Origin of the sequence: Xanthomonas sp. MUS 060 (assembly GCF_000963215.1) — a bacterium.
In the GTDB taxonomy this organism is placed as follows: Bacteria; Pseudomonadota; Gammaproteobacteria; order Xanthomonadales; family Xanthomonadaceae; genus Xanthomonas_A.
This window is the reverse complement of sequence record NZ_JZIM01000003.1, coordinates 63,682-85,450: the sequence shown is the minus strand read 5'-3', so window position 1 is coordinate 85,450 and position 21,769 is coordinate 63,682. Positions and strand designations below refer to the sequence as shown.

15 protein-coding genes, 1 other RNA gene and 2 pseudogenes are annotated in these 21,769 nt (G+C 66.0%); 3 read left to right on the top strand and 15 right to left on the bottom strand.

The window, feature by feature from the left end:
* Window positions 1-35 precede the first annotated feature (35 nt).
* The 11 genes and pseudogenes from murG to rsmI form a co-directional block, all read right to left on the bottom strand.
* A pseudogene (gene murG, locus XANALMUS060_RS05090) lies at window positions 36-1,130 on the bottom strand (undecaprenyldiphospho-muramoylpentapeptide beta-N-acetylglucosaminyltransferase); the annotation flags it as partial.
* On the bottom strand, window positions 1,127-2,449 hold the full coding sequence (ftsW, locus tag XANALMUS060_RS05085; RefSeq protein WP_045728549.1) for a putative lipid II flippase FtsW: 1,323 nt from the start codon (window positions 2,447-2,449) through the stop codon (window positions 1,127-1,129). The pseudogene murG and the gene ftsW, both read right to left, overlap by 4 nt.
* The gene (gene mraY, locus XANALMUS060_RS05080; RefSeq protein WP_045737455.1) at window positions 2,449-3,534 is read right to left on the bottom strand and encodes a phospho-N-acetylmuramoyl-pentapeptide-transferase; all 1,086 of its coding nucleotides are present in this window, start codon (window positions 3,532-3,534) and stop codon (window positions 2,449-2,451) included. The genes ftsW and mraY overlap by 1 nt, the downstream gene beginning before the upstream one ends.
* On the bottom strand, window positions 3,524-5,059 hold the full coding sequence (gene murF / locus XANALMUS060_RS05075; protein WP_045737454.1) for a UDP-N-acetylmuramoyl-tripeptide--D-alanyl-D-alanine ligase: 1,536 nt from the start codon (window positions 5,057-5,059) through the stop codon (window positions 3,524-3,526). Before murF ends, mraY begins: the two co-directional genes overlap by 11 nt.
* Complete coding sequence (locus XANALMUS060_RS05070; protein WP_200894011.1) at window positions 5,056-6,528, bottom strand: UDP-N-acetylmuramoyl-L-alanyl-D-glutamate--2,6-diaminopimelate ligase; 1,473 nt, start codon at window positions 6,526-6,528, stop codon at window positions 5,056-5,058. Before XANALMUS060_RS05070 ends, murF begins: the two co-directional genes overlap by 4 nt.
* A gap of 8 nt (window positions 6,529-6,536) precedes the next feature.
* Entirely contained in the window at window positions 6,537-8,402 is a 1,866-nt protein-coding gene (locus tag XANALMUS060_RS05065) for a penicillin-binding transpeptidase domain-containing protein (protein ID WP_045737452.1), read from the bottom strand.
* Entirely contained in the window at window positions 8,399-8,662 is a 264-nt protein-coding gene (ftsL, locus tag XANALMUS060_RS05060; protein ID WP_045728554.1) for a cell division protein FtsL, read from the bottom strand. The genes XANALMUS060_RS05065 and ftsL overlap by 4 nt, the downstream gene beginning before the upstream one ends.
* Complete coding sequence (gene rsmH / locus XANALMUS060_RS05055) at window positions 8,659-9,660, bottom strand: 16S rRNA (cytosine(1402)-N(4))-methyltransferase RsmH (RefSeq protein WP_045737451.1); 1,002 nt, start codon at window positions 9,658-9,660, stop codon at window positions 8,659-8,661. The genes ftsL and rsmH overlap by 4 nt, the downstream gene beginning before the upstream one ends.
* Before the next feature lie 14 nt (window positions 9,661-9,674).
* Entirely contained in the window at window positions 9,675-10,130 is a 456-nt protein-coding gene (locus XANALMUS060_RS05050) for a division/cell wall cluster transcriptional repressor MraZ (RefSeq protein WP_152624975.1), read from the bottom strand.
* Between the two features lie 603 nt (window positions 10,131-10,733).
* An RNA gene (gene rnpB / locus XANALMUS060_RS17445) (RNase P RNA component class A) lies at window positions 10,734-11,177 on the bottom strand.
* Window positions 11,178-11,259: 82 nt separating this feature from the next.
* The gene (gene rsmI / locus XANALMUS060_RS05040) at window positions 11,260-12,084 is read right to left on the bottom strand and encodes a 16S rRNA (cytidine(1402)-2'-O)-methyltransferase (protein WP_045737449.1); all 825 of its coding nucleotides are present in this window, start codon (window positions 12,082-12,084) and stop codon (window positions 11,260-11,262) included.
* A 263-nt stretch (window positions 12,085-12,347) separates the two neighbouring features.
* On the opposite strand from rsmI, the pseudogene XANALMUS060_RS05035 reads away from it, so the two are divergent.
* From XANALMUS060_RS05035 to XANALMUS060_RS05025, 3 genes and pseudogenes are all read left to right on the top strand, one after another.
* Window positions 12,348-13,388, top strand: a pseudogene (locus XANALMUS060_RS05035) (penicillin-binding protein activator); the annotation flags it as partial.
* Window positions 13,378-13,746, top strand: a complete 369-nt coding sequence (locus XANALMUS060_RS05030) for a YraN family protein (RefSeq protein ID WP_045728559.1) — start codon at window positions 13,378-13,380, stop codon at window positions 13,744-13,746. The pseudogene XANALMUS060_RS05035 and the gene XANALMUS060_RS05030, both read left to right, overlap by 11 nt.
* 156 nt (window positions 13,747-13,902) lie before the next feature.
* Window positions 13,903-15,288, top strand: coding sequence for an FAD-linked oxidase C-terminal domain-containing protein (locus tag XANALMUS060_RS05025; RefSeq protein WP_045737447.1), 1,386 nt, complete (start codon window positions 13,903-13,905; stop codon window positions 15,286-15,288).
* A gap of 272 nt (window positions 15,289-15,560) precedes the next feature.
* Here XANALMUS060_RS05025 and XANALMUS060_RS05020 read toward each other — a convergent pair whose 3' ends face one another.
* The 4 genes from XANALMUS060_RS05020 to kdpB are packed head-to-tail and all read right to left on the bottom strand — an operon-like array spanning window position 15,561 to window position 21,769.
* A complete protein-coding gene (locus XANALMUS060_RS05020) occupies window positions 15,561-16,286 on the bottom strand; it encodes a response regulator transcription factor (protein WP_045728561.1) in 726 nt (241 codons plus the stop codon).
* The gene (locus tag XANALMUS060_RS05015; protein WP_045737446.1) at window positions 16,276-18,954 is read right to left on the bottom strand and encodes a sensor histidine kinase KdpD; all 2,679 of its coding nucleotides are present in this window, start codon (window positions 18,952-18,954) and stop codon (window positions 16,276-16,278) included. The genes XANALMUS060_RS05020 and XANALMUS060_RS05015 overlap by 11 nt, the downstream gene beginning before the upstream one ends.
* A 60-nt stretch (window positions 18,955-19,014) precedes the next feature.
* The gene (gene kdpC, locus XANALMUS060_RS05010; RefSeq protein ID WP_045737445.1) at window positions 19,015-19,659 is read right to left on the bottom strand and encodes a potassium-transporting ATPase subunit KdpC; all 645 of its coding nucleotides are present in this window, start codon (window positions 19,657-19,659) and stop codon (window positions 19,015-19,017) included.
* Between the two features lie 40 nt (window positions 19,660-19,699).
* A complete protein-coding gene (gene kdpB / locus XANALMUS060_RS05005; protein ID WP_045728564.1) occupies window positions 19,700-21,769 on the bottom strand; it encodes a potassium-transporting ATPase subunit KdpB in 2,070 nt (689 codons plus the stop codon).

Below are 21,769 nucleotides of genomic sequence, written 5' to 3'. Positions count from 1 at the left end.
AGCGTCGCGGGTCCAGCGTCCCGCGTCCCGGCTCTACCGGCTTCTTCCAGCACGATGTCCGCGATGCGCTCGGCCGCATCCGGCTTGGCCAGGCGGCGCGCCGCTTCGGCCATGGCCAGGCGCTGCGCAGGCTGCACCAACAGTTCACCCAGCACGCGCTGCAGATGGCCGGCCAAGGCGTCGTCCTGCTTCAACAGCACGGCGGCGCCACGCTCGACCAGGTATTGCGCGTTGCGGGTTTGGTGGTCGTCGACCGCGGCGGCGAACGGCACCAGCACGCTGCCGACTCCCACCGCGCAGACTTCGGCCAGGGTCGACGCGCCGGCACGACACACCACCAGATCGGCCCAGGCATAGGCCGCCGCCATGTCACCGATGAAAGCCTCGACAGTGGCGTCGACACCGGCTGCGGCATACGCCTGCATGGCTTCCTCGCGCAGTGCCTCGCCGCATTGATGGCGCACATCGACACGCATCCCCAGCGCAGCCAGCGCCTGCGGCAATGCTTGATTGAGGACGCGCGCGCCCTGACTGCCACCGAGCACCAACAAGCGCGGCGCACCGTCGCGCGCGGCCAGACGCTGCGACGGCACTGGCAGCGCGGCAATCTCGGCACGCACCGGGTTGCCCACCGCTTCCTCACGGCTGACAAAGCTACCTGGGAAACCGGTCAGCACACGCCGCGCGACTCGCGCCAAGACCTTGTTGGTCAGGCCAGGGGCACGGTTCTGTTCATGGACCAACAGTGGCAGCCTCTGCAGACGCGCCGCCAGACCACCCGGGCCAGCAGCGAAACCGCCGAAACTGATCACCGCGCACGGCGCGCGTCGGCGCAGCACGCCACCAGCGGCACGGATCGCACGCAACACCCGCACCGGTGCACCGAGCAGGGCCAACATGCCCTTGCCGCGCAGGCCGGCGATTTCGATGGTGTCCAGTTCGATCCCATGTTGTGGCACCAGCCGCGTTTCCATGCGTCCAGCCGCGCCCAACCACACCACCGGCACGCCACGCGCACGCAACACCTTGGCCACGGCCAGTGCCGGGAAAATATGCCCGCCAGTACCACCAGCGAGGATCATCACCGGGGCCGACGCTGCACGCGTGGATGCGGACACGGGCGTGCTCATCCCAACCTCCCGAAGGTCGGTTCGACACGCGGCTGCATCCGGCTGGTACCGCGCCCCGGCACACCGGACTGAATCGCCGCGGCAACCGCATGCGCGCTGGCCTCGCGCGCGGCATGCAAGTCCGCCGCATTGTCCACAGTCTGCTTGACCGGAGCGGCCGCATCGCCACGCACCAGCGCGACCTGACGCTCGGCACGGTTCAGTTCATAGGACACGCGCAATAGCAACCCCATCGCCAGGCTGGTCATCAACACACTGGAACCACCAGCGGAGATCAGCGGCAAGGTCAGCCCCTTGGTCGGCAGAATGCCCAGGTTGACCCCGACCGAAACGAAGCTCTGCAGGCTGATCCACAAACCAATGCCAAACGCGATGTAGCCGGAGAAGTGGCGCTTCATCTCCACACAGCGCATCCCCAACCAGAACGCACGACCGACCAGCAGCGCATACAGCGCCACGATCAGGCACACACCGACGAACCCCAACTCCTCGGCGATCACCGAGAAAATGAAGTCGGTATTGGCTTCCGGCAAATAGTTGAGCTTCTGCACCGAAGCACCGAGGCCGACCCCGAACCATTCGCCACGTCCCACCGCCATCAGCGCATTGGACAACTGATAACCAGAGCCGAGCTGGTCGGCCCACGGATCCAGGAACGAGGTGATGCGGCGCAGGCGGTACGGTTCGAGGATGGCGATGAAGGCGAACACCGGCAACCCGATCACAATCGGCATCGACATGCGCGGCAAGTTGACCCCACCGAGCACCAGCATGCCGGCGGTAATGGCCAGCAACAGCGTGGACGAACCGAAGTCCGGCTGCAGCAGCAGCAGCGCGACCAGCGCCACCGCCACGCCCAAGGGTTTGAGCATCGCCGGCCAGGTGGCATTGACCTCGTCGCGGAAACGCACCAAATAGCTGGACAGCCACACGATGTACAGCACCTTCACCGCTTCCACCGTCTGAAAGCGCGAGATGCCCAAATTGATCCAGCGCCGCGCGCCATTGACCGTGCTGCCGAGTCCGGGCACGAACACCACCATCAATAAACCGAAACAAGCCAGCAGCAACAACTGGTTGTAGTGCTCGATGTACTTCAACTCGGTGCGCATGGCCCAGATGGCCAGGCCAACACCACCGGCGAGGAACAGCAGATGCCGGTTCAAGTAGTAGAACGGGCTGGTGGTCAACTCGATCGAACTGGAGCCGACCATGACGATGCCGAGCGACGCCAGCGTCACGGCGGCACCGAGCAGCCACGCGTCGTAACGTCCGCCGATGGCCTCCAATCTTGTCGCCTGACGTGCGGTGTCGTTCATCAGCGTACCTTCAACGTCGCCAGACCAATCAATACCAGCACCACCGAGATGATCCAGAAGCGCACGATCACGCGTGGTTCCGGCCAACCTTTCAACTCGAAGTGATGATGAATCGGCGCCATGCGGAACACGCGCTTGCCGGTGAGCTTGAATGAGGCCACCTGGATCATCACCGACAGCGTCTCGATGACGAACACCCCGCCCATGATCACCAGCACCAATTCCTGGCGCACGATCACCGCGATGGTGCCCAGCACGGCGCCCAGCGCCAGCGCGCCGATATCGCCCATGAACACCATCGCCGGATAGGTGTTGAACCACAAAAAGCCCAGGCCCGCGCCGGCAATCGCCGCGCAGATGATGATCAGCTCGCCGGCACCGGGAATGGTCGGGATCTTCAGATAATCGGAGAACACCACATTGCCCGAGGCATACGCGAACACACCCAATGCGCAAGCCACGAACACCGTGGGCATGATCGCCAAGCCATCCAGGCCGTCGGTGAGATTGACCGCATTGGAAAAACCGACGATCCACAAATAGGCGATGGTGACGAAGCTGATTCCCGCCAGCGGCAGCGCGATCGCCTTGAACATCGGGATGTAGAAAGTGATCGCCGCCGGCACGTCGGCGGTGTAGTACAGGAACAAACCGGCAGCCAGGCCGAAGATCGACTGCAACAGGTATTTCCAGCGCGACTTCAACCCATTCGGGTCGCGGCGCACGATCTTGATCCAGTCGTCGTACCAACCGATCACGCCGAAGGACAGCATCACCGCCAACACCAGCCACACGTAGCGGTTGCGCAGATCACCCCATAACAGCACCGACAGCAACACCGTCAGCAGAATGAGCGAACCGCCCATGGTCGGCGTGCCCGCCTTGGAGAAATGGCTTTGCGGGCCGTCCTGGCGGATCGGCTGACCGCCCTTGAACTGCGCCAGCTTGCGGATCACCGCCGGTCCCAGCCACAGCGACAGGAACAGCGAGGTCAGCGCCGCGAGAATGCCGCGGAAGGTGAGATACCCGAACAACCCGAAAATGCTGTCGAGTTGTCGCAGCCAACGCGCCAGTTCAAGCAGCATGCGGCGCCTCCTCTGCGTGACCAAGCAACGCGCTCACGACTTTATCCATGGCACTGCCACGGGAGCCTTTGACGAGGAGCGTCGGGATCCGGGACCCGGGACCCGGGACCCGCGGAAGCGCGCCAACGGTCGGCGCGCCGGTGTTCTCGTACATCGATTCGGTTTCCTGCTCTTGATGTGGCGCTGCGCCGGTCGCGGCCCCCAATTCACCGGTGCCGATGGCGGCCACTGCCGCCAGATCCCGCTGCAATGCCTCGACCAGCGCCGCATGACTGTCGAACACCCGAGCGTTCTCGCCGAACGCCTGCGCGGCATGCGCACTGAGCGGCCCCAAGGCGTACAGCCGGGTCAGACCGGCAGCGCGTGCACGGGAACCGCCGCTGGCATGCAGCGCTTCGGCGCCGGCACCGAGTTCGCGCATGTCGCCCAACACCAGCCAGCGCTCGCCGCCAACCGCTGCCAGCGCGTCAATCGCCGCCGCCAGCGAACCGGGATTGGCGTTGTAGCTGTCGTCGATCAGCACCACGCCACTGGGCAAGGTGTGCGAAATCTGCCGGCCGGGTACCGGCTGCACTTGCGCCAGACCGGCGGCGATCCGCGCTGGCGCCACGTCCAACGCCAGTGCCAGCGCCGCAGCCGCCAGTGCGTTGAGCAAGTTGTGCCGTCCCGCTAGCGGCAGCGTGGCCTCGGCCTCGCCCTGCGGCGTCAACAGCACGAACTGAGTACGGTCTGCGGCCATGCGTATGCGCGTGGCGGTGACTTGCGCACCGTGCTGCAAGCCGAAGCGCAACACGCGCGGCCGCGAGGTAGCCGATAGCTGCTGCTCGAACCAGAAACCGAAGGCATCATCGATGTTGATCACCGCCGTCCCATCGGCCGGCAATGCGGTGTAGATCGCGCCCTTGGTCTGCGCCACACCGAGCAGGCTGCCCATGCGTTCCAGATGTGCCGGCGCAATGTTATTGACCAGCGACACGTGCGGCGGCGCGATGTCGGTCAGATAGGCAATATCGCCCGGTTTGCCTGCCCCCATCTCATAGACTGCGTAATCAGCGTCGTCTGGCGCGGCGATCACCGCCAGCGGAAGGCCGATTTCGTTATTGTGATTACCGGGATTGGCGTAGACGCTGCCGCCATCGAGCCGACAGGCGTGCTGCAGGATCGCCAGCAACAACGCCTTGACGCTGGTCTTGCCGTTGCTGCCGGTGATCGCGGCCACTCGCGTGGCGCGACCGCGCTGCATGCCCGCCGCGATCCGCGCCAAGGCCAATTGCGTGTCGGCGGCGACGATTTGCGGCAGTTCGATGTGCGGCAGCCGCCGCTCGACCAGCAGCGCGCTGGCACCGCGCATGGCGGCATCGGCGGCAAAGCTGTGTCCATCGAAACGCTCCCCGCGCAGCGCCACGTACAAGCTGCCGGCAGCCAGACGACGGGTATCTTGGCTGATCGCATCGATCACCACGTCATCGCCATGCAGGTCGGCGCCGACCCAGTGCGCAATCATCGACAACGGCAAGCGCTTCATCGAACCACCTCCGCCACGCGTCTGCGCAGGGCCTGCGCGGCAACCTCGGTATCGTCAAAGGGATGTTTGATCCCAGCGATCTCCTGATACGGTTCATGGCCCTTGCCAGCAATCAGCACGATGTCTTCGGCGCCAGCCATGGTGATCGCCGCGGCAATCGCCTGCGCACGTTCGCGCTGTACCTGCACCATCGCCATGCTGTCGAAACCGGCCAAAATATCGGCAACGATGCGCTCGCCATCCTCGCCACGCGGATTGTCGTCGGTGACGAACACATCATCGGCCAGGCGCTGCGCGATCGCCGCCATCTGCGGACGTTTGCCCGCATCGCGTTCGCCACCGCAGCCGAACACGCACAACAACCGGCCTTTGGCATGATCGCGCAAGCTTTGCAGTGCCTGTTCCAGCGCGTCGGGCGTATGCGCGTAATCCACGACCACCAGCGGTTGCGCGTCGCGACCGCCGAGACGGTTCATGCGCCCACGGATCGGCTGCAATTGCGCCAGCGTGCCGGCAATGTTGATCGGTGGCACGTCCAGCGCGTACAGCACGCCGGCCACGGCCAGCAGGTTGTCCACGTTGAAACGGCCCAGCAAGGGCGATTGCAGCGCATGTCGCTGCGTGCCGACGATCAGCTCGAAACCGATGCCGCGCGCATCCAATTGCAGCGCCTCGGCGCGCACCATCGCATCATCGCGGCCACGCGCACTGACGCCAATGCGCCGCAACGCCGGATCCAGCGCATGCAGCAGTTCGCGACCGAACGCATCGTCCAGGTTCACGACCGCCGCCCTCAACCCCGGCATGGCGAACAAGCGTGCCTTGGCCGCACCATAAGCGGCCATGTCGCCGTGGTAATCGAGATGGTCGCGGGTGAGGTTGGTGAACACCGCCACGTCGAAATGCACCGCGTCCACGCGACCTTGATCCAGCGCGTGCGAACTGACTTCCATCGCCACCGCTTGCGCACCGGCATCGCGCAACTGCGCCAGCAGCGCGTGCAACGGCAGCACCAACGGGGTCGTGAAGCCGGTCGGCAACACGCGTCCGTACAGGCCAGCACCGAGCGTGCCGATGCTGCCACTGCAGGTGCCCAGCAACTCCCAGGCCTGCGTCAGCAGTTGCACGGTAGAGGTCTTGCCGTTGGTGCCGGTGACGCCGACCATGGTCATCGCCTGCGACGGATGGCCGTGCAGTTGATCGGCCATCGCGCCCATGCGCGCGCGCAAGCCCGGCACCGCGATGGCATCTGCCGGCACCGGCAGATCGGCCGGAGCCGGTGGCTCGAACAGAATCGCCACGGCGCCATTGGCGCGCGCCTGCTCCACGAAACTCAGCCCGTGCGCGCCGAAGCCGGCAATCGCCACGAAGGCATCGCCTGGCCGCACCGCACGACTATCCATCACCAGCCCGGACACCTGCACCTCGCGCGGCAGCGCCACGTCCGGCAGCAATTGCGACAAAGTCAGCGCGCGGGTCACTGGTGCGTCTCCTGCAACGGCACCGGCAGCGCGGCCGACGGCGGTGCAATGGCGCGCACACTCGGCAGCGCGGCATCGACCTCGGCGGCAGCGTCCGGCACGGTGGCCGGGTCTGGCTCGGTCGGCACCGGCGGCGGCGCATGCCCACTCTTGCCGGCGGCCTGCGCCGCCAGCCACGATTGAATGTCATCCGGCGGCACGTCCATCAGCCGCAGCGCACCTTCCATCACGTTATGGAACACCGGCGCCGACACCAGACCGCCGTAGTACTTGGTGCCCTGTGGATCGTTGATCACGATGACCGTCGCAAAGCGCGGATGGCTCGCCGGCACCAGGCCCGCGAACAGCGCGTTGTAGTGACCGCGCTCGTAGCCACCTGGGCCGGTCTTGCGCGCGGTGCCGGTCTTGCCGGCAACGTGATAGCCCAGAATCGCCGCACCTTTAGCGCCGCCCTGAGTCACCACCGTCTCCATCATCGCCACCACTTCCTTGGCGATGGCCGGGTCCAGCACTTGCTTGGTTTCCTCGTGCTGGCCCTTGACGAAGGTCGGCGTCACCAACCTGCCGCCGTTGCCGAGCGCGCAATAGGCGCGTGCAATCTGCAACGGCGTCACCGACAGGCCGTAGCCATACGCCATCGTGGTCTTGGACGAACCGCTCCAGCGCGCTGGCGACGGCAACACACCGGCCGATTCGCCCGGGAAGCCGCTGTGCGGTGCACTGCCGTATCCGTAGCTGTGAATCTGATCGTAGAAGGTCTGGTCCGGCAGCTTGGCTGCAATCTTCGCCGCGCCGATGTTGGAGCTGCGGGTAATCACGCCGGTCACGGTCAACACGCCGTTGTTGTGCGGTACGTCTTTGATGGTGAAACGACCGACCGCCATGTAGCCCGGATTGGTGTCGATCAAGGTGTCCTTGGTGACCACACCGGCCTTGAGCGCGGCGGAGATGGTCAACGGCTTCATTGTCGAGCCCGGCTCGACGATATCGGTGAGCGCACGGTTGCGACGCGCGTCCGGATTGACGCCGGTAACAGCATTCGGGTTGTAGGTCGGCAGATTGACCATGGCCAGGATCTCGCCCGTGACCACATCCATGATCACGATGGAGCCACCGGCCGCCTTGTTTTCCACCAGCGCTTTACGCAATTCCTTGTACGCCAGGAACTGGATACGGCGGTCGATGCTGAGGGTCAGGTCCTTGCCAGGTTGCGCCGGCTTGACCAGATCGATGCTCTCCACGATCGCGCCCTTGCGGTCGCGAATCACGCGCTTGGCACCGGGCTTACCACGCAACCACTCATCGAAGGCCAGCTCCAGCCCCTCCTGGCCGCGATCATCGATGTTGGTGAAGCCCAGCACGTGCGCCATCGCTTCGCCCTGCGGGTAGAAGCGGCGGAACTCGCGCTGCGAAAACACACCCGGAATGCCCAACGCAATCACCGCATGCGCTTTGTCCGGGTTGATCCGACGCTTGATGTAGATGAACTCCTTGTCCACCTTCTGCGACAACTTGACGGTCAACTCATCGACGGGCAGCTCCAACGCCTGTGCCAACTGCGGGATGCGGTCGGGATTACGTAGCAGTTCCTGCGGATTGACCCAAATCGATTCCACCGGCGTGGACACCGCCAGCGGTTCGCCATTGCGGTCGGTGATCATGCCGCGCGAAGTCGCAATCGGCAGGTCGCGCAAAAACCGCGCCTCGCCCTGACGTTGATAGAAATCGGTATTGATCAACTGCACATAAGCGGCACGACCGATCAGCGTCATCGAGCACAACCCCAACGCAGCACCGACCAGCGCCAGACGGCCGCGCAGATTGAAGTTGCTGCGGGAACGGTTGCGGCCGGCCTTGCTCATGGGCGCACCACCACGATGTCGCCGGTTTCGGGGAACTTCATCCCCAAGCGCTCACGCGCGAGCTGATCGACACGGTTGCTCTCGGCCCAGGTCGCCTGCTCAAGCTGCAACCGGCCGAACTCGATATTCAAATCGTCGCGGGCGTGCTCCAACTGCGCCAGTTCGACGAACAATTGGCGATGCCGATGGCGCATGTACACCACCCCAATCGCCGAGGCGATGGTGCAGCTCAGCAGCACGATCAGCAGCAGGCGGCTCATGTACCACTCCGGTGCAGCGACGCCGGGACATGACTCTCGAACTGCGCCAGTTTCTCCGCCACCCGCAGCACGGCGCTACGCGCACGCGGGTTGCCAGCAAGTTCGTCGGCATCGGCCTTGATCGCGCCGCCGTGCAGGCGCAGGACCGGCACAAACGCCTGCGCCTCGGGCAGACGCCGGTTGCTCGGCGGCGCCTTGGCGTGACGCTGCATGAAGTGTTTGACGATGCGGTCTTCCAGCGAATGGAAGCTGATCACGGCCAGACGCCCACCCGGCTTGAGCCTGGCCAGCGCCGCGTCCAGCCCGCTCTCCAGATCGGCCAATTCGCGATTGATGTGGATGCGGATCGCCTGGAAGCTGCGCGTGGCAGGATGCGTCTTGCTATCGCCACGCGGCATCACTGTGGCGATCAACTCGGCCAATTGCGCGGTGCGGGTCAACGGCAGCTCGACACGACGCGCGACGATGGCACGGGCGATGCGCCGGCTCTGCCGCTCCTCGCCGTAATGCCACAGCACATCGGCGATCTCGCGCTCGTCGGCGCGCGCCAGCCACTGCGCCGCGCTCTCGCCGGCGTGCGGATCCATGCGCATATCCAGCGGACCGTCCTTGCCGAACGAGAAACCGCGCTCGGCCACATCCAACTGCGGCGAGGACACACCCAGGTCGAACAGCACCCCGTCCAGGTCGGCTGCCGCATCCCAATGCCCCAACTCGGCGAAACTGCCGCGACGGATGGACACGCGCGCGTCGTCGCCGAACGCATGTTCGGCTTCGGCAATCGCCTCGGGATCCTTGTCCATCACCAGCAGCCGGCCTCCTGGGCCGAGTTTGTGCAGCACTCCGCGCGCGTGTCCTCCACGCCCGAACGTGCCATCCAGATAGATTCCGTTTTCGATCACCTGCAGCCCGTCCATGACCTGCGCGAACAACACCGGCACATGCGCTGCCGATGATTGCGACACCGCGAGGTGACCGGCCTGCGCCTGTCCGCGCACCCGGACACCCCGACTCACAACTTCAGATCGAGCAATCCATCGCCCAGATCTTCGTCAGACAAGGTCTGATGGATCAATGCGCGATGAGCCTGCTCGCTCCACAATTCGAACTTATCGCCCATGCCCAACAGCACGGCGCGCTTTTCAATGCCCACCGCAGCGCGATGGCTCGGCGGAACGGTGATACGGGCATTGGCATCCAGCTCAAGCGCCGCAGACGACCCCACCAGCTTTTGCTGCAGGACCCGCACCACGCGCTGGGTATTGGGCTTGGCCATGACCTCGTCACGGACCCGCTCCCACTCCTTTTCCGCATACAGCCACAGGCATCCGGCCTCGAAGGGGTTGTAGGTCAGCACCAGTCGATTGCCGCTCATGCGCGCAACAAGGTCGCGGTATGCGGTGGGAACCGCCATACGCCCCTTGTCGTCAACAGTGATCGCGGTCTCGCCCTGAAACACAGCGCCTATACCTTCTTCTTTTTGATTCCGCTTGGAGCGGTCATTGAACCATGAAAAACCACAAAAAACCCGGTTCCCCCCCAAGTCCCCACCTTAGCAGCGCGCGACCGGTTGTCAACAACTTCCAGAACAACAAATCACCTGCGGGATCAATGATTTGCGCGACTCTTTAGAGAATTGTTCAAGGCTTATCCACAAGTTACTGTTTCTGATGAAATTTTAATATTGAACGAAAATTCAGCCCTGTGTACGTGGCGTTAAAGCACTGTGTACGCCGCGTTAAGGCCGCCACGAAGAACTGTCATCGCGGATCGCCCACTCCTGCCGTACTGCGCAAAGGCCGCACACTCGACCGCATGGGCCTGATGGTTCGCGCAGGGCAGCAACTTGCGTTGGCGCATGCGCCTCTGCGGCGGACGCGGCCAGCTGCGTCAACGCCCTGGTCGCGCCAACGGCTGGCAACCACGCGCGTCGGTTCGGGCTGGACAGGAGATTTCGCAGGACGGATGGGAAAGAACAACCACGCCCAGGAGGCATGAGCCGGCGATCCGAAAAGCCGCCACGCCCGAGAGCGGCATGCGGCCGGGACGGCGACTCAGATAAGAGAGGAAGTGGCGGAGCCGGCCGATAAGCCGGGTTCTGTCGTGGACAGTCATTCTTCTAGGCGCACCGTCACCGATACGCTCGAGCAACCTACCCGGACCCGACGCGGGCCGCGCCATGAGGTCCCTATTTGGTCTTGCTCCAGGTGGGGTTTGCCGTGCCGGTCCGTTACCGGACTCGCGGTGCGCTCTTACCGCACCATTTCACCCTTACCGGCCCCTCGCCACCCCGCTGCCGTCGCCGAACGCGCTTGGCCGATGCCGCGCATCGCCAATACACTCCAGCAGCGGCAGCGGGGTGGCGAGGGACGTAGGCGGTATCTTTCTGTTGCACTTTCCGTCGGCTCGCGCCGCCCAGGCGTTACCTGGCACCTTGCCCTGTGGAGCCCGGACTTTCCTCGGCACCCCAGCACACCGAAATGCGCTGGAATGACGCGACTGTCTGGCCGACTCCGCCGTGCGTATTGTCGCATGTCGGCAAACACGATGCGCCTCTTGCGCATATATGGACAACCCTGCGCACTGGCAGAACCACCTCATCCGCCATACAACGCCTTGCGCGCCGCCCCGGTGAGTTCGGCGGCCAGCTTGGCGGCGGTGGACGGCGGCAGGTGTTCGCTGAGCTTGGCGTAGACGCGGCGGCCTTCGGCCAGTTGCGCGTCGGCATCGTCGCCAGCGCCCTGCACGATCAACACGAACTCGCCCTTGCGCTGGTTGTCGTCGGCCTCCACTCGCGCGTGCAGGTCGGCCAGGGTACCGTCGAGCACGGTCTCGAACAGCTTGGTCAACTCGCGCGCCATCACCGCCGGACGGGTGTCACCGAACGCGGCGCGGCAGTCGGCCAGGGACTCGGCGATACGGTGCGACGCCTCGTAGAACACCAGAGTGCGCGCCTCGCCGGCCAGCCGCGCCAGACGCTCGCGGCGGGCGGCGGCCTTGGCCGGCAAAAAGCCCTCGAACGCGAAGCGATCGCTGGGCAATCCCGCCACGCTGAGCGCCGCAATCGCCGCGCAGGCACCGGGAACCGGGCTGACCCGCACACCGGCCACGCGCGCGGCACGCACCAGCCGATAACCGGGGTCGCTGACCAGCGGGGTGCCGGCGTCGCTGACCAGGGCCAGCGACTCGCCGCCGCGCAAGCGCGCGACAATGCGCTGCGCCAGCGCCTCCTCGTTATGTTCATGCAGTGCGAGCAACGGCCGTTCGATGCCGAAATGCGCCAGTAACTGCCCGCTGCGGCGGGTGTCCTCGGCACAGATCGCCGCCACCGACCGAAGTACCTCCTGCGCACGCGGCGTCAGGTCGGCAAGGTTACCGATCGGCGTGGCGACGACATGCAGGGTTCCGGGTTGATCGCTCATCTACGGTGTTCCGTGGTCAAGGGTAGAATCGTAGCGGTTTTCCCCGGCACGCCCGGCGTGCCCAGCCGAATGGACCAGAAATGAACAAGCGATTCGCGAGGATTTCCGCCCTGTCGTTGCTGGCGCTGTTGTTCGCCGGCTGCGCCACCACCAGCGTGACGCCGAGCGCCTCTGTGAACCAAGCAGCAGCGAAGGCATGGGACGCGGCGCAGCAGACCCAAGCGCAGGCCACCAGTGCGAGCGGCAACGATCGCAACCAAGCCGCGCAATGGGGCGTGGACACCAGCAAGCGGCCACCGGCCGAACGCGATGGCTACCGCCCACCGGCCAAATTGGCGGTGTTGCTGCCGCTGAGCGGCAACCTGGCCATCGCCGCCGCACCGGTGCGCGACGGCCTGCTCGCCGGCTACTACGGCGAGAACCGGCGACGGCCGCCGATCGACTTCATCGACACCACCGGCACTCCGGCCGGCGCACTGGCCGCCTACCAGAAGGCGATCAACAGCGGCGCCGATTTCGTGGTCGGTCCGCTCGGCCGCGACGAAGTGACCGCACTCTTCGGACGCGGCGCACTGCCCGTGCCGGTGCTGGCGCTGAATCGCGGCACCAGCGCACCGCCCAGCGGCAGCGCCGGCTTCTCGCTGGCGCCGGAAGACGACGGCATCGCCGCCGCCGAATACCTGCTGGCCCACGAGCGTCGCAATGCGCTGGTGATCGGCAGCAATGACGACAACGGTCGCCGCGCGGCGGCCGCGTTCCGCGAACGTTTCAGCGAACGCGGCGGCAAGATCGCCGGCAGCGTCAGCGTGGCCGAAACGCCCGGCGATATCGGCCCACAGCTACGCAATGCGGTCGCCGCCGACGCAGTTTTCCTTGCGGTGAAGGGCAACACCGCACGCGCGCTGACGCCACAACTGGCGCTGGCCGGGTTCGCTGGCAAGACCCGGGTGGCGACCTCGCAGTTGGTGCTGGGTACCGGCAAACCCGAGGACGATCTGGTGCTGGACGGCATCGCCTATCCGAGCGAGCTGTGGAACGTGCGCGGCATCGGCGGCCTGCCGGCGGCGACCAGCGTCGCTGACATGCTGCCGACCGCACGCGGCCCGGGCCAGCGCCTGTTCGCGTTCGGCTACGACGCCTGGCAGATCACCGCCTATCTGGAAAAACTCGCCACCGGCAAGGAAAGCAGCTTGCGCGGCGCCACGGGCGTGCTGCATCTGGACGGTCTCGGCAACATCCTGCGTACCCCGGCCTGGTCCACCTTCAGCGGTGGACAGGCCACTCCGCTACCTGATGGAACCTGATCGGCGCCAGCGCGGTAAGGCGGTAGAAGCGGCGGCACGGGCCGAACTGCAACGTGCCGGCTTGCGCCTGGTCGCGGCGAACGTGGCCTTCCGTGGCGGCGAGTTGGACTTGGTGATGCAGCAGGAACAGGGCCTGGTGTTCGTCGAAGTGCGTTACCGACGCAACGCCGCGTTCGGCGGCGGCGCGGCCTCGGTCGATCTGCGTAAACGCCGCCGCTTGTTATTGGCGGCGCAGTTATTCCTCGCCGCACATCCGCAGTACGCGACATGGCCGTGCCGCTTCGACGTGGTCGAAGCCGAGGGCGAGCCGCCACGACTGACCTGGCTGCGCGACGCTTTCCGCGCAGACGATGTCTGACATGCTCGGTCTCTTCCCGCACACGGCGGTTCCGTTGGCGCTCAAGACCGCCGCGTTTGTGCCAGCACAGCGCCGAGTGTGGCAGCTCCTGAGGCTGGCAATCCTCGCCTGGAAACGACTGCCGCCACCCTGCTCCTCTTCTGCGCCGTCACTGCCATGACCACGTCACTGCCTGCCACCTTGACCGATACGCTCGCCGCCCTGCTCGGTGACGAAGGCTGGCGCACCGACGCCACCAGCCGCCGCAACTACGGCGAGGACGATTCGCGGCGCTGGGCGCTGGCCGACGCGGTCGCGCTACCGCAGACCCCCGCGCAGGTTCAGGCGATCGTGCGCGCCTGTCGCGCCCATCGCGTGCCGCTGGTAGCGCGCGGGGCCGGCACCGGCACCGCTGGCGCTGCGGTGCCGTTCGCCGGCGGCGTAGTGCTGTCGTTCGCGCGCATGAATCGCATCGTGCAGTTGCGTCCGCAGGACCGCTGCGCAGTGGTCGAACCCGGCGTGCTCAACGGCGACCTGCAGCAAGCGCTCGCACCGCACGGCCTGTTCTGGCCGCCGGACCCTTCCAGTGCGGAGATCTGCAGCGTCGGAGGCAATCTCTCGACCAACGCCGGCGGGCCACGCGCGGTGAAATACGGCGCCACCCGCGACAACGTGCTCGGCCTGGTCGCCGTCACCGGCAGCGGCGAATTGATCCGCTGCGGCGGCGCATACACAAAGGATGCCACCGGCTACGACCTGACCCACTTGCTGGTCGGCAGCGAAGGCACGCTGGCGCTGATCGTGGAAGCGACCCTGAAACTCTCGCCACGGCCATTGGCGCAGGCCGGCCTGCGCGTCCTATACCGCGACGCTACCAGTGCGGCGGCGGCCGTGTCGCGGCTGATGGCGCAGCCGAGCACACCGACGATGCTGGAATTCATGGACCGCAGCGCCATCGCCCTATTACGTCAGAACGGCAGCGACGTGCCCGAGGCCGGCGCGATGTTGCTGATCGAGGCCGACGGCGACCACGACACCCTGCCCTACGCATTGCAGGCGCTGGCCGCTGCCGCCGAGGGCGATGGCATGATGGCACTGGATGTGGCCGCCGACGGCAGCGCACGCGACCGGCTGTGGGCGGCGCGACGCGCACTCTCCCCAGCACTGCGCACAATCCGTGCGGGCAAGATCAACGAAGACGTGGTGGTGCCGGTATCGCGCATTCCCGACCTGGTCGCCGGCGTGGAGGCGTTGGCGGCGGAGTTCGCACTGCCGATCGTCGCCTTCGGCCATGCCGGCAACGGCAACTTGCACGTCAACATCATGTACGCACCCGACGACACCGACGAAAGCGCCCGCGCGCAGGCCGCGCTGCCACGCCTGTTTGGGCTGGTGCTGGCTCTGGAAGGTACGCTCTCGGGCGAGCACGGCATCGGCGTTGCTAAGCGCGACTACATGACCCAGGCTTTCGACACGGCGACCCTGGAGGCGATGCGTGCGATCAAGCGCGCCCTGGACCCCGACGGCATTCTCAACCCAGGGAAGGTGTTGCCGGATCGCTGATGCGATGCAATGCAATGAATGTTTGAGCGGTATGCGGTGAAGGGATCAATCTCCGGGCGCAGTACAGCTTACTTCCACACCACCTGGCGACTAAGAGTGGATAACAAAGGGTCGCGCATCGCTATCGGTTGGGCGCGGACAGCGCGCAGGAGCCCCCGTGTGCACGGGTTAGTGCGGATTCCAAACACTGGCAGCACCCGTCCGACGGCGACGCAGTTGTTTTGTCGGCCACTCTAAAACGCTGCTGCGGATGTATCCGGGCAGAGGCAACGCTACGCGCTGCACGACATCCCGATGAAACGCAGTCCCACGCCGGGCTCGGTGGCGATGTAGCGTGGTGCCACCGCACTGTCGCCGAGTTTCTGCCGCAACTTGCCGACAAGAATGCGCAGGTAATGGGTGTCGTCCTGGTGCGTGGGCCCCCACAATTCGCGTAATAACTGTGGCTGCGTCACCACCCGACCGCTGTGGCGCAGCAGCAGCGCCAATAGCGCGTACTCCTTGCGGCTGAGCGGCAGCGGTTCGCCCTCCAGGCGGACCTCGCGCAGCCCCAGATGGATGTGCAGATGGCCGTCGTCGAACACCGGCTCGGCCTCGCCCGCCGTCGGCTGCATCCGCAACAACACGCGGATGCGCGCCATCAATTCCTGTACGCCAAACGGCTTGGTCACGTAGTCGTTGGCACCAGCATCCAGCGCCTGCACTTTTTCCGTCTCCCCGGCACGCACCGTCAGCATGATCACCGGCACCGACGACCATTGCCGTAGTTCGCGTAGCACGCTGTGTCCGTCCTGATCGGGCAGGCCGACATCCAGCACCACCAATTCGGCACCATGCGCGGCCAATTGCGCCAAGCCTTCGGCACCGGTGGCCGCCTGCTGCACGCGGTAGCCCTGCGCGCGCAGGCTGATGTCAAGGAAGCGACGAATCTGCGGCTCGTCGTCAATCACCAGAATACGCGGCGGCGGAATCGGATCGGCGTGGGACTCAGTCGGCATCTGGGCGGCGCGGAGGGGCAACGGGTTCGATCAATGGAAGGGTAATGCGAATCGTGGTGCCGCGACCATCCGGACCGGGCAACGCTTCGACGCTGCCGCCGTGGGCACCGATCATGCCCTGGCAGATGGTCAGCCCCAGGCCGGTGCCGTGGCGACCACGGTCGCCGCGTTCGACACTGTAGAACATATCGAAAATACGCGCGCGTTCGTCCTCCGGGATGCCCGGGCCACGGTCGGCGATGTCGATCCGCAAGCGTCCTTCCACCATCATCGCCGCGACTCGGATCGCCGTCTCCGGCGGCGAGAACTTGGCCGCGTTCTCCAGCACGTTGAAGACCGCCTGCTCGACCAGCGCCGGATGCACCCAGAGCGTGGGCAGGTCCGCCGCCAGGACGATGTCCAACAGCACCTGTGGCTGGTAGCGCTGCAGACGCCGCGCCGCCGAGCCGATCAGTTCGTCCACGCCGATCCAGTCGCGGTTCAAGGTCAGCCCATTGTGGCCGAGCCGGGTCATGTCCAGCAGGTTCTGGATGTAGCGGTCCAGGCGCTCGCCTTCCATCTGGATGGTGTCCAGCAGGCTGCGGCGGTCTTCGGCGCTCATCGCCTGACCATAGCTGGACAGGCTGCTGGCCGCGCCGATCATGGCGGCCAACGGCGAGCGTAGATCGTGCGACACCGACGACAGCAACGCCGAGCGCAGGTGCTCGGTCTCGCCGCTGACGCGCGCGCTTTCCAAGTCGGCGACCAAGCGCGTGCGCAGCGCCGCCTGGCCGATGTCCTCGACCATCGCCTCGGCCAGGCGTTGTTGTTCCAGGCCAGGACGGTGCACTCCGGCGGCAAAACGCAGGCCGACCACACCGATCGCGCCACGCTCGTGGCGCACCGGCAAAAACCACCAACTGGCACCGGCCAGGGTATCGGTGAAGCGTCCAGTGGCCTGACCGTGGCGCTGCGCCCAGTCGGCGGCACTGCGATCCACCGCCGCCATCGACGGCGCATAGTCATCGGCGCCGGCATGCGCGGCTTCCAGCGGCTGCAATCGCACCCAGGCCTCCGCATCGAGCGTGGTGGCCAACGCGCGACGTCCCGCATCCAGTACCTGGCCGAGGTCGGCGGCGCTGGTCAATTCGCGGCCCAGCCGCTGCAATGCGGTGGTCTGCGCATTGGCCGCGCGCAAGGCCAGCACCTGGCTGCGCAGGCGCGAGGCCAGCCGTCCAGCGACGAGCGCGGCGACCAGGAACAGCAACACCGTGACCACACCCTGACGCGTGCCAATTTGGAAGGTGAAGCGCGGCTCGATGAAGAAAAAGTTGTAGCCGAAAAAACTCAACAGTGCCGCCAGCACCGCCGCCGCCATGCGCGTCTTCGCCGCGACCATCACCACCGCGACGATGAACACCATCGACAGATCATCGATACCGACCCAGCGCTCGGCAATCCATGCCACCACCACCGCCAGTGCGGAAGCCACGGTGGCGAACGCAAGATCATCGCGTGACAACCAATGGCCGGGGCTGCGCCAGCGCCGCCGCGAGCGCGCACGCGCCTCCGGCGAGCTGATGATGACCAGTTCGTAGTGCGCGCCACGCTGCAACAGCTGCTGGGTCAGCGTCCGGTTGATCATCCGCGCCAGCGGTCGCTCGCGCGTGCGGCCGAGCAACAAACTGGAGACGCCATTGCGCGCGGCGTGGTCGAGCAAGGCGTCGGCCACGTTGCTGCCGCGCAACAGCGCGGCATCGCCGCCGAGCCGTCGCGCTAACGCAAAAGCACGGTCGATCTCCAATTGCCAGGCTTCCTCAGGCTGCGCCTGGGTTTGCACGGTGACCACGGTCCACGGCGAGCCGCGACGCTCGGCCACACGCCGTGCCACCCGCACCAGATAATCGGACTGGCCGCGGCCATCGATCGCCACCATCACCCGCCGCCGCAGCGCGACTCCGGGTCGTCCCTGTGCGGCCTGCACGTCGCGCAGATCGTTGTCGACACGATCGGCAGCGGTCTGCATCGCCAGTTCGCGCAGCGCCGCCAGATTCGAGGGCGAGAAAAATGCCTGCAAGGCCTGGCCCGCTTGTTCGGGCAGATACACCTTGCCTTGCTGCAGGCGCTCGATCAGTTCGCGCGGCGGCAGATCGACCAGAACGATATCGCGCAGACGGTCGAACATCGCATCGGGCACGGTCTCGCTGACACGCACGCCGGTAATGCGATGGACCACATCGTTGAGGCTTTCCAGGTGTTGAATGTTGACCGTGCTGTAAACGTCGATACCGGCATCGAGCAGTTCTTCCACGTCCTGCCAGCGGCGCTCGTGGCGACTGCCTGGCGCATTGCGATGGGCCAATTCGTCGACCAGCACCAACGGTGGACGCAGCGCCAACAGCGCATCCAGATCCATCTCATCCAAGGTCCGGCCGCGATACTCCACCCGCCGCCGCGGCTGCACGGTGAGCCCTTCCAGCAGCGCCGCGGTCTCGACGCGGCCATGGGTCTCGACCACGCCGATCACCAGCGCGCTCCCCTGCTGTTGCAACTGCCGGGCACGCGACAACATCGCATAGGTCTTGCCCACGCCGGGCGCTGCGCCGAGGAATACCGTCAAGCGCCCACCGCGTTCGCGCTGGAGTTCGCCGATCAGAGCATCGGCCTGTTGGGTGCGGAGGTCGGACATGAAAAGTCTGGGAATCGAACGTGGCGACAGCGTAACAGCGCCGGCACCGTTCCCGGCGCCTTATCGCGGCTGTGGTTGCGCTTGCTGCGCGCCGTGTCCCTGAGAACCCGCCGCACTTGCGGCAGCGTCATCCAGCGCCAGATTCAACTCCAGCACGTTCACCCGTGGCTCGCCGAGCACGCCGAACTGGCGCGGCTGCACGTGGGCGGCAACCAAAGCAGCAACGCGCTGCGGCGCGAGTGCGCGTGCCGCAGCGACACGCGCCACCTGCACCTGCGCAGCAGCCACGCTGATCTCCGGGTCCAGGCCGCTGCCGGACTGCGTCAGCAGATCATCCGGCACGGCCTCCGGAGCGATGCCCTCGCGCGCCGCAATCGCGTGGCGGGTTTCGTCCAGACGTTTGATCAGATCCGGATTACTACGCGCCTGATTGCTACCAGCGGCAGACATCGGATCGTACTTGGCGCCGGAGGGACGCGGCTGAAAATAGCCAGGCGCGGCGAAAGGCTGCGCCACCAGCACCGAGCCGATCACGTGTCCGTCGCGTTCGCGCAGGCTGCCATTGGCCTGTGCGGGAAACAGCGCGCCCGCCAGCACGGTGGCAATCAGCGAGTACAACGCCGCTGCGCCCAGCACCAGCAACGGCAAGACCAGGACCGCACGCAGGCGCATCGGTTCGCGCGGAGAAACAGAAGAAACGTTCATTGCAGCAGTTCCGGAAGAGTCGGGAAAAACAGCGCCAGGCTCAGCCTAGCGCCACCAGCAGCAGATCGATCGCCTTGATCCCGACGAACGGCAGCAGCACGCCACCAACGCCGTAGATCAGCATGTTCCGGCGTAGCAGCGAAGTCGCCGAGGACGGAGTGAAGCGCACGCCGCGCAGCGCCAGCGGGATCAACGCGGGAATCACCAGCGCGTTGAAGATCAACGCGGCTAGCACCGCATGCGCCGGGCTGGACAGACGCATCACGTTCAGCGCCGCCATCTGCGGGATCGAGGCGGCGAACAACGCCGGCAGGATCGCGAAGTATTTGGACACATCGTTGGCCAACGAGAACGTGGTCAGCGCGCCGCGGGTAATCAATTGCTGCTTGCCCACTTCCACCACCGCCAACAGTTTGGCCGGATCCGAATCCAGATCGACCATGTTGCCGGCTTCCTTGGCCGCCTGCGTGCCCGAATTCATCGCCAGGCCGACATCGGCCTGGGCCAGCGCCGGCGCATCGTTGGTGCCGTCGCCGACCATCGCCACCAACCGCCCACCGGCCTGTTCCTGACGGATGCGCGCCAGTTTGTCCTCGGGCGTGGCTTCGGCGATGTAGTCGTCCACGCCGGCCTCGGCGGCAATCGCCGCAGCGGTGAGCGGGTTGTCGCCGGTGATCATCACGGTCTTGATGCCCATCGCGCGCAGCCGCGCGAATTTCTCCCGCACGCCGTGCTTGACCACGTCCGACAGCTCGACCACGCCGAGTACATGCCGGCCTTCGGCCACCACCAGCGGCGTGGCACCGCTGCGTGCGACCTGCTCGACACGGCTCTTCAACTCCGCCGGCACTTGCCCACCGAGCGCGGTGACGTGGCGGATCAGCGCATCGGCGGCGCCCTTGCGGATCGAGCGCGGCGCGTGCTCGCCCTGCGCCGGCAGATCCACCCCGGACATGCGCGTCTGCGCGGTGAAGGCAACGAAATTGGCATCCTGCGGATCGGCTGGCGGCAGACCTTGCTCGCGCGCCAGACGCACGATCGACTTGCCTTCCGGGGTAGGGTCGGCCAGCGAGGACAGCATCGCCGCTTCGCGCAACTGCGCCATGTCGACACCGCTGAGGACATGGAACACGGTGGCCTGACGATCGCCGTGGGTGATGGTGCCGGTCTTGTCCAGCAGCAGCACATCCACGTCGCCGGCCACTTCCACCGCCTTGCCCGATTTGGCCAGCACATTGGCCGACAGCGCGCGGTTCATACCGGCGATACCAATCGCCGGCAACAGCCCGCCGATGGTCGTGGGAATCAAGCACACCAGCAGCGCGATCAGCAGCAGCGGATCGACCCGCACACCGACGAAGGCGGCAATCGCCGGCAGTGTCGCCACCACGATCAGGAAGGTCAGGGTCATCGCCGCCAGCAGCATGGTCAGGGCGATTTCATTCGGCGTCTTCTGCCGATTGGCGCCTTCCACCAGCGCGATCATGCGATCCAGGAAGCTATGCCCAGGCTCGGCGGTGACCTTCACCACGATCTCGTCGGACAGCACTTTGGTGCCACCGATGACGCCCGAACGATCCGTGCCAGCTTCGCGCAGTACGGGGGCCGACTCGCCGGTCACCGCAGCTTCGTTGATCGTTGCCAGGCCGTGCACGATCTCACCATCGGCGGGAATCAACTCGCCGGCGGACACCACCACCAAGTCGCCCGGGCGCAACTCGGCGGCGGGAATGCTGACCTCGCCGTCCAGCCGCGCACTGGCGACGCGGCGCGCCACCAGGTCTTTGCGCGCGCGCCGCAGCGAGGCAGCCTGGCCGCGACCGCGCGCCTCGGCAACCGCTTCGGCGAAGTTGCCGAACAACACGGTGATCAACAGAATCGCAGTCACCGCCCAACCGAAACCAGCCGGCCCCTGCCCAGCCAGCGTGATCAATGCCGACAACAACGTGCCGGCGAAGACCACCGCCATCACCGGGCTGCCGAGTAGATGGCGCGGCGACAATTTCAACACGCTGTCGCGCAGCGCCGCACGCAGCGCGGCGGCGTCGAACAGACCGGAGCTGCGCGTGGAGGAAGTCGCCACGGAAGAAGAAACCTGTGAGGTGCTCAT

Bases quoted from the DNA above. Each gene is read 5' to 3' on its own strand.
- ftsL (WP_045728554.1), bottom strand. From the start codon at position 8,662: ATGAGCCGCCTGCTGCTGATCGTGCTGCTGAGCTGCACCATCGCCTCG.
- XANALMUS060_RS05015 (WP_045737446.1), bottom strand. From the start codon at position 18,954: ATGTCCGACCTCCGCACCCAACAGGCCGATGCTCTGATCGGCGAACTC.
- rsmI (WP_045737449.1), bottom strand. From the start codon at position 12,084: ATGAGCGATCAACCCGGAACCCTGCATGTCGTCGCCACGCCGATCGGT.
- mraY (WP_045737455.1), bottom strand. From the start codon at position 3,534: ATGCTGCTTGAACTGGCGCGTTGGCTGCGACAACTCGACAGCATTTTC.
- murF (WP_045737454.1), bottom strand. From the start codon at position 5,059: ATGAAGCGCTTGCCGTTGTCGATGATTGCGCACTGGGTCGGCGCCGAC.
- kdpC (WP_045737445.1), bottom strand. From the start codon at position 19,659: ATGAACGTTTCTTCTGTTTCTCCGCGCGAACCGATGCGCCTGCGTGCG.
- XANALMUS060_RS05020 (WP_045728561.1), bottom strand. From the start codon at position 16,286: ATGCCGACTGAGTCCCACGCCGATCCGATTCCGCCGCCGCGTATTCTG.
- ftsW (WP_045728549.1), bottom strand. From the start codon at position 2,449: ATGAACGACACCGCACGTCAGGCGACAAGATTGGAGGCCATCGGCGGA.
- XANALMUS060_RS05025 (WP_045737447.1), top strand. From the start codon at position 13,903: ATGACCACGTCACTGCCTGCCACCTTGACCGATACGCTCGCCGCCCTG.
- kdpB (WP_045728564.1), bottom strand. From the start codon at position 21,769: ATGAGCACCTCACAGGTTTCTTCTTCCGTGGCGACTTCCTCCACGCGC.
- XANALMUS060_RS05065 (WP_045737452.1), bottom strand. From the start codon at position 8,402: ATGAGCAAGGCCGGCCGCAACCGTTCCCGCAGCAACTTCAATCTGCGC.
- XANALMUS060_RS05030 (WP_045728559.1), top strand. From the start codon at position 13,378: ATGGAACCTGATCGGCGCCAGCGCGGTAAGGCGGTAGAAGCGGCGGCA.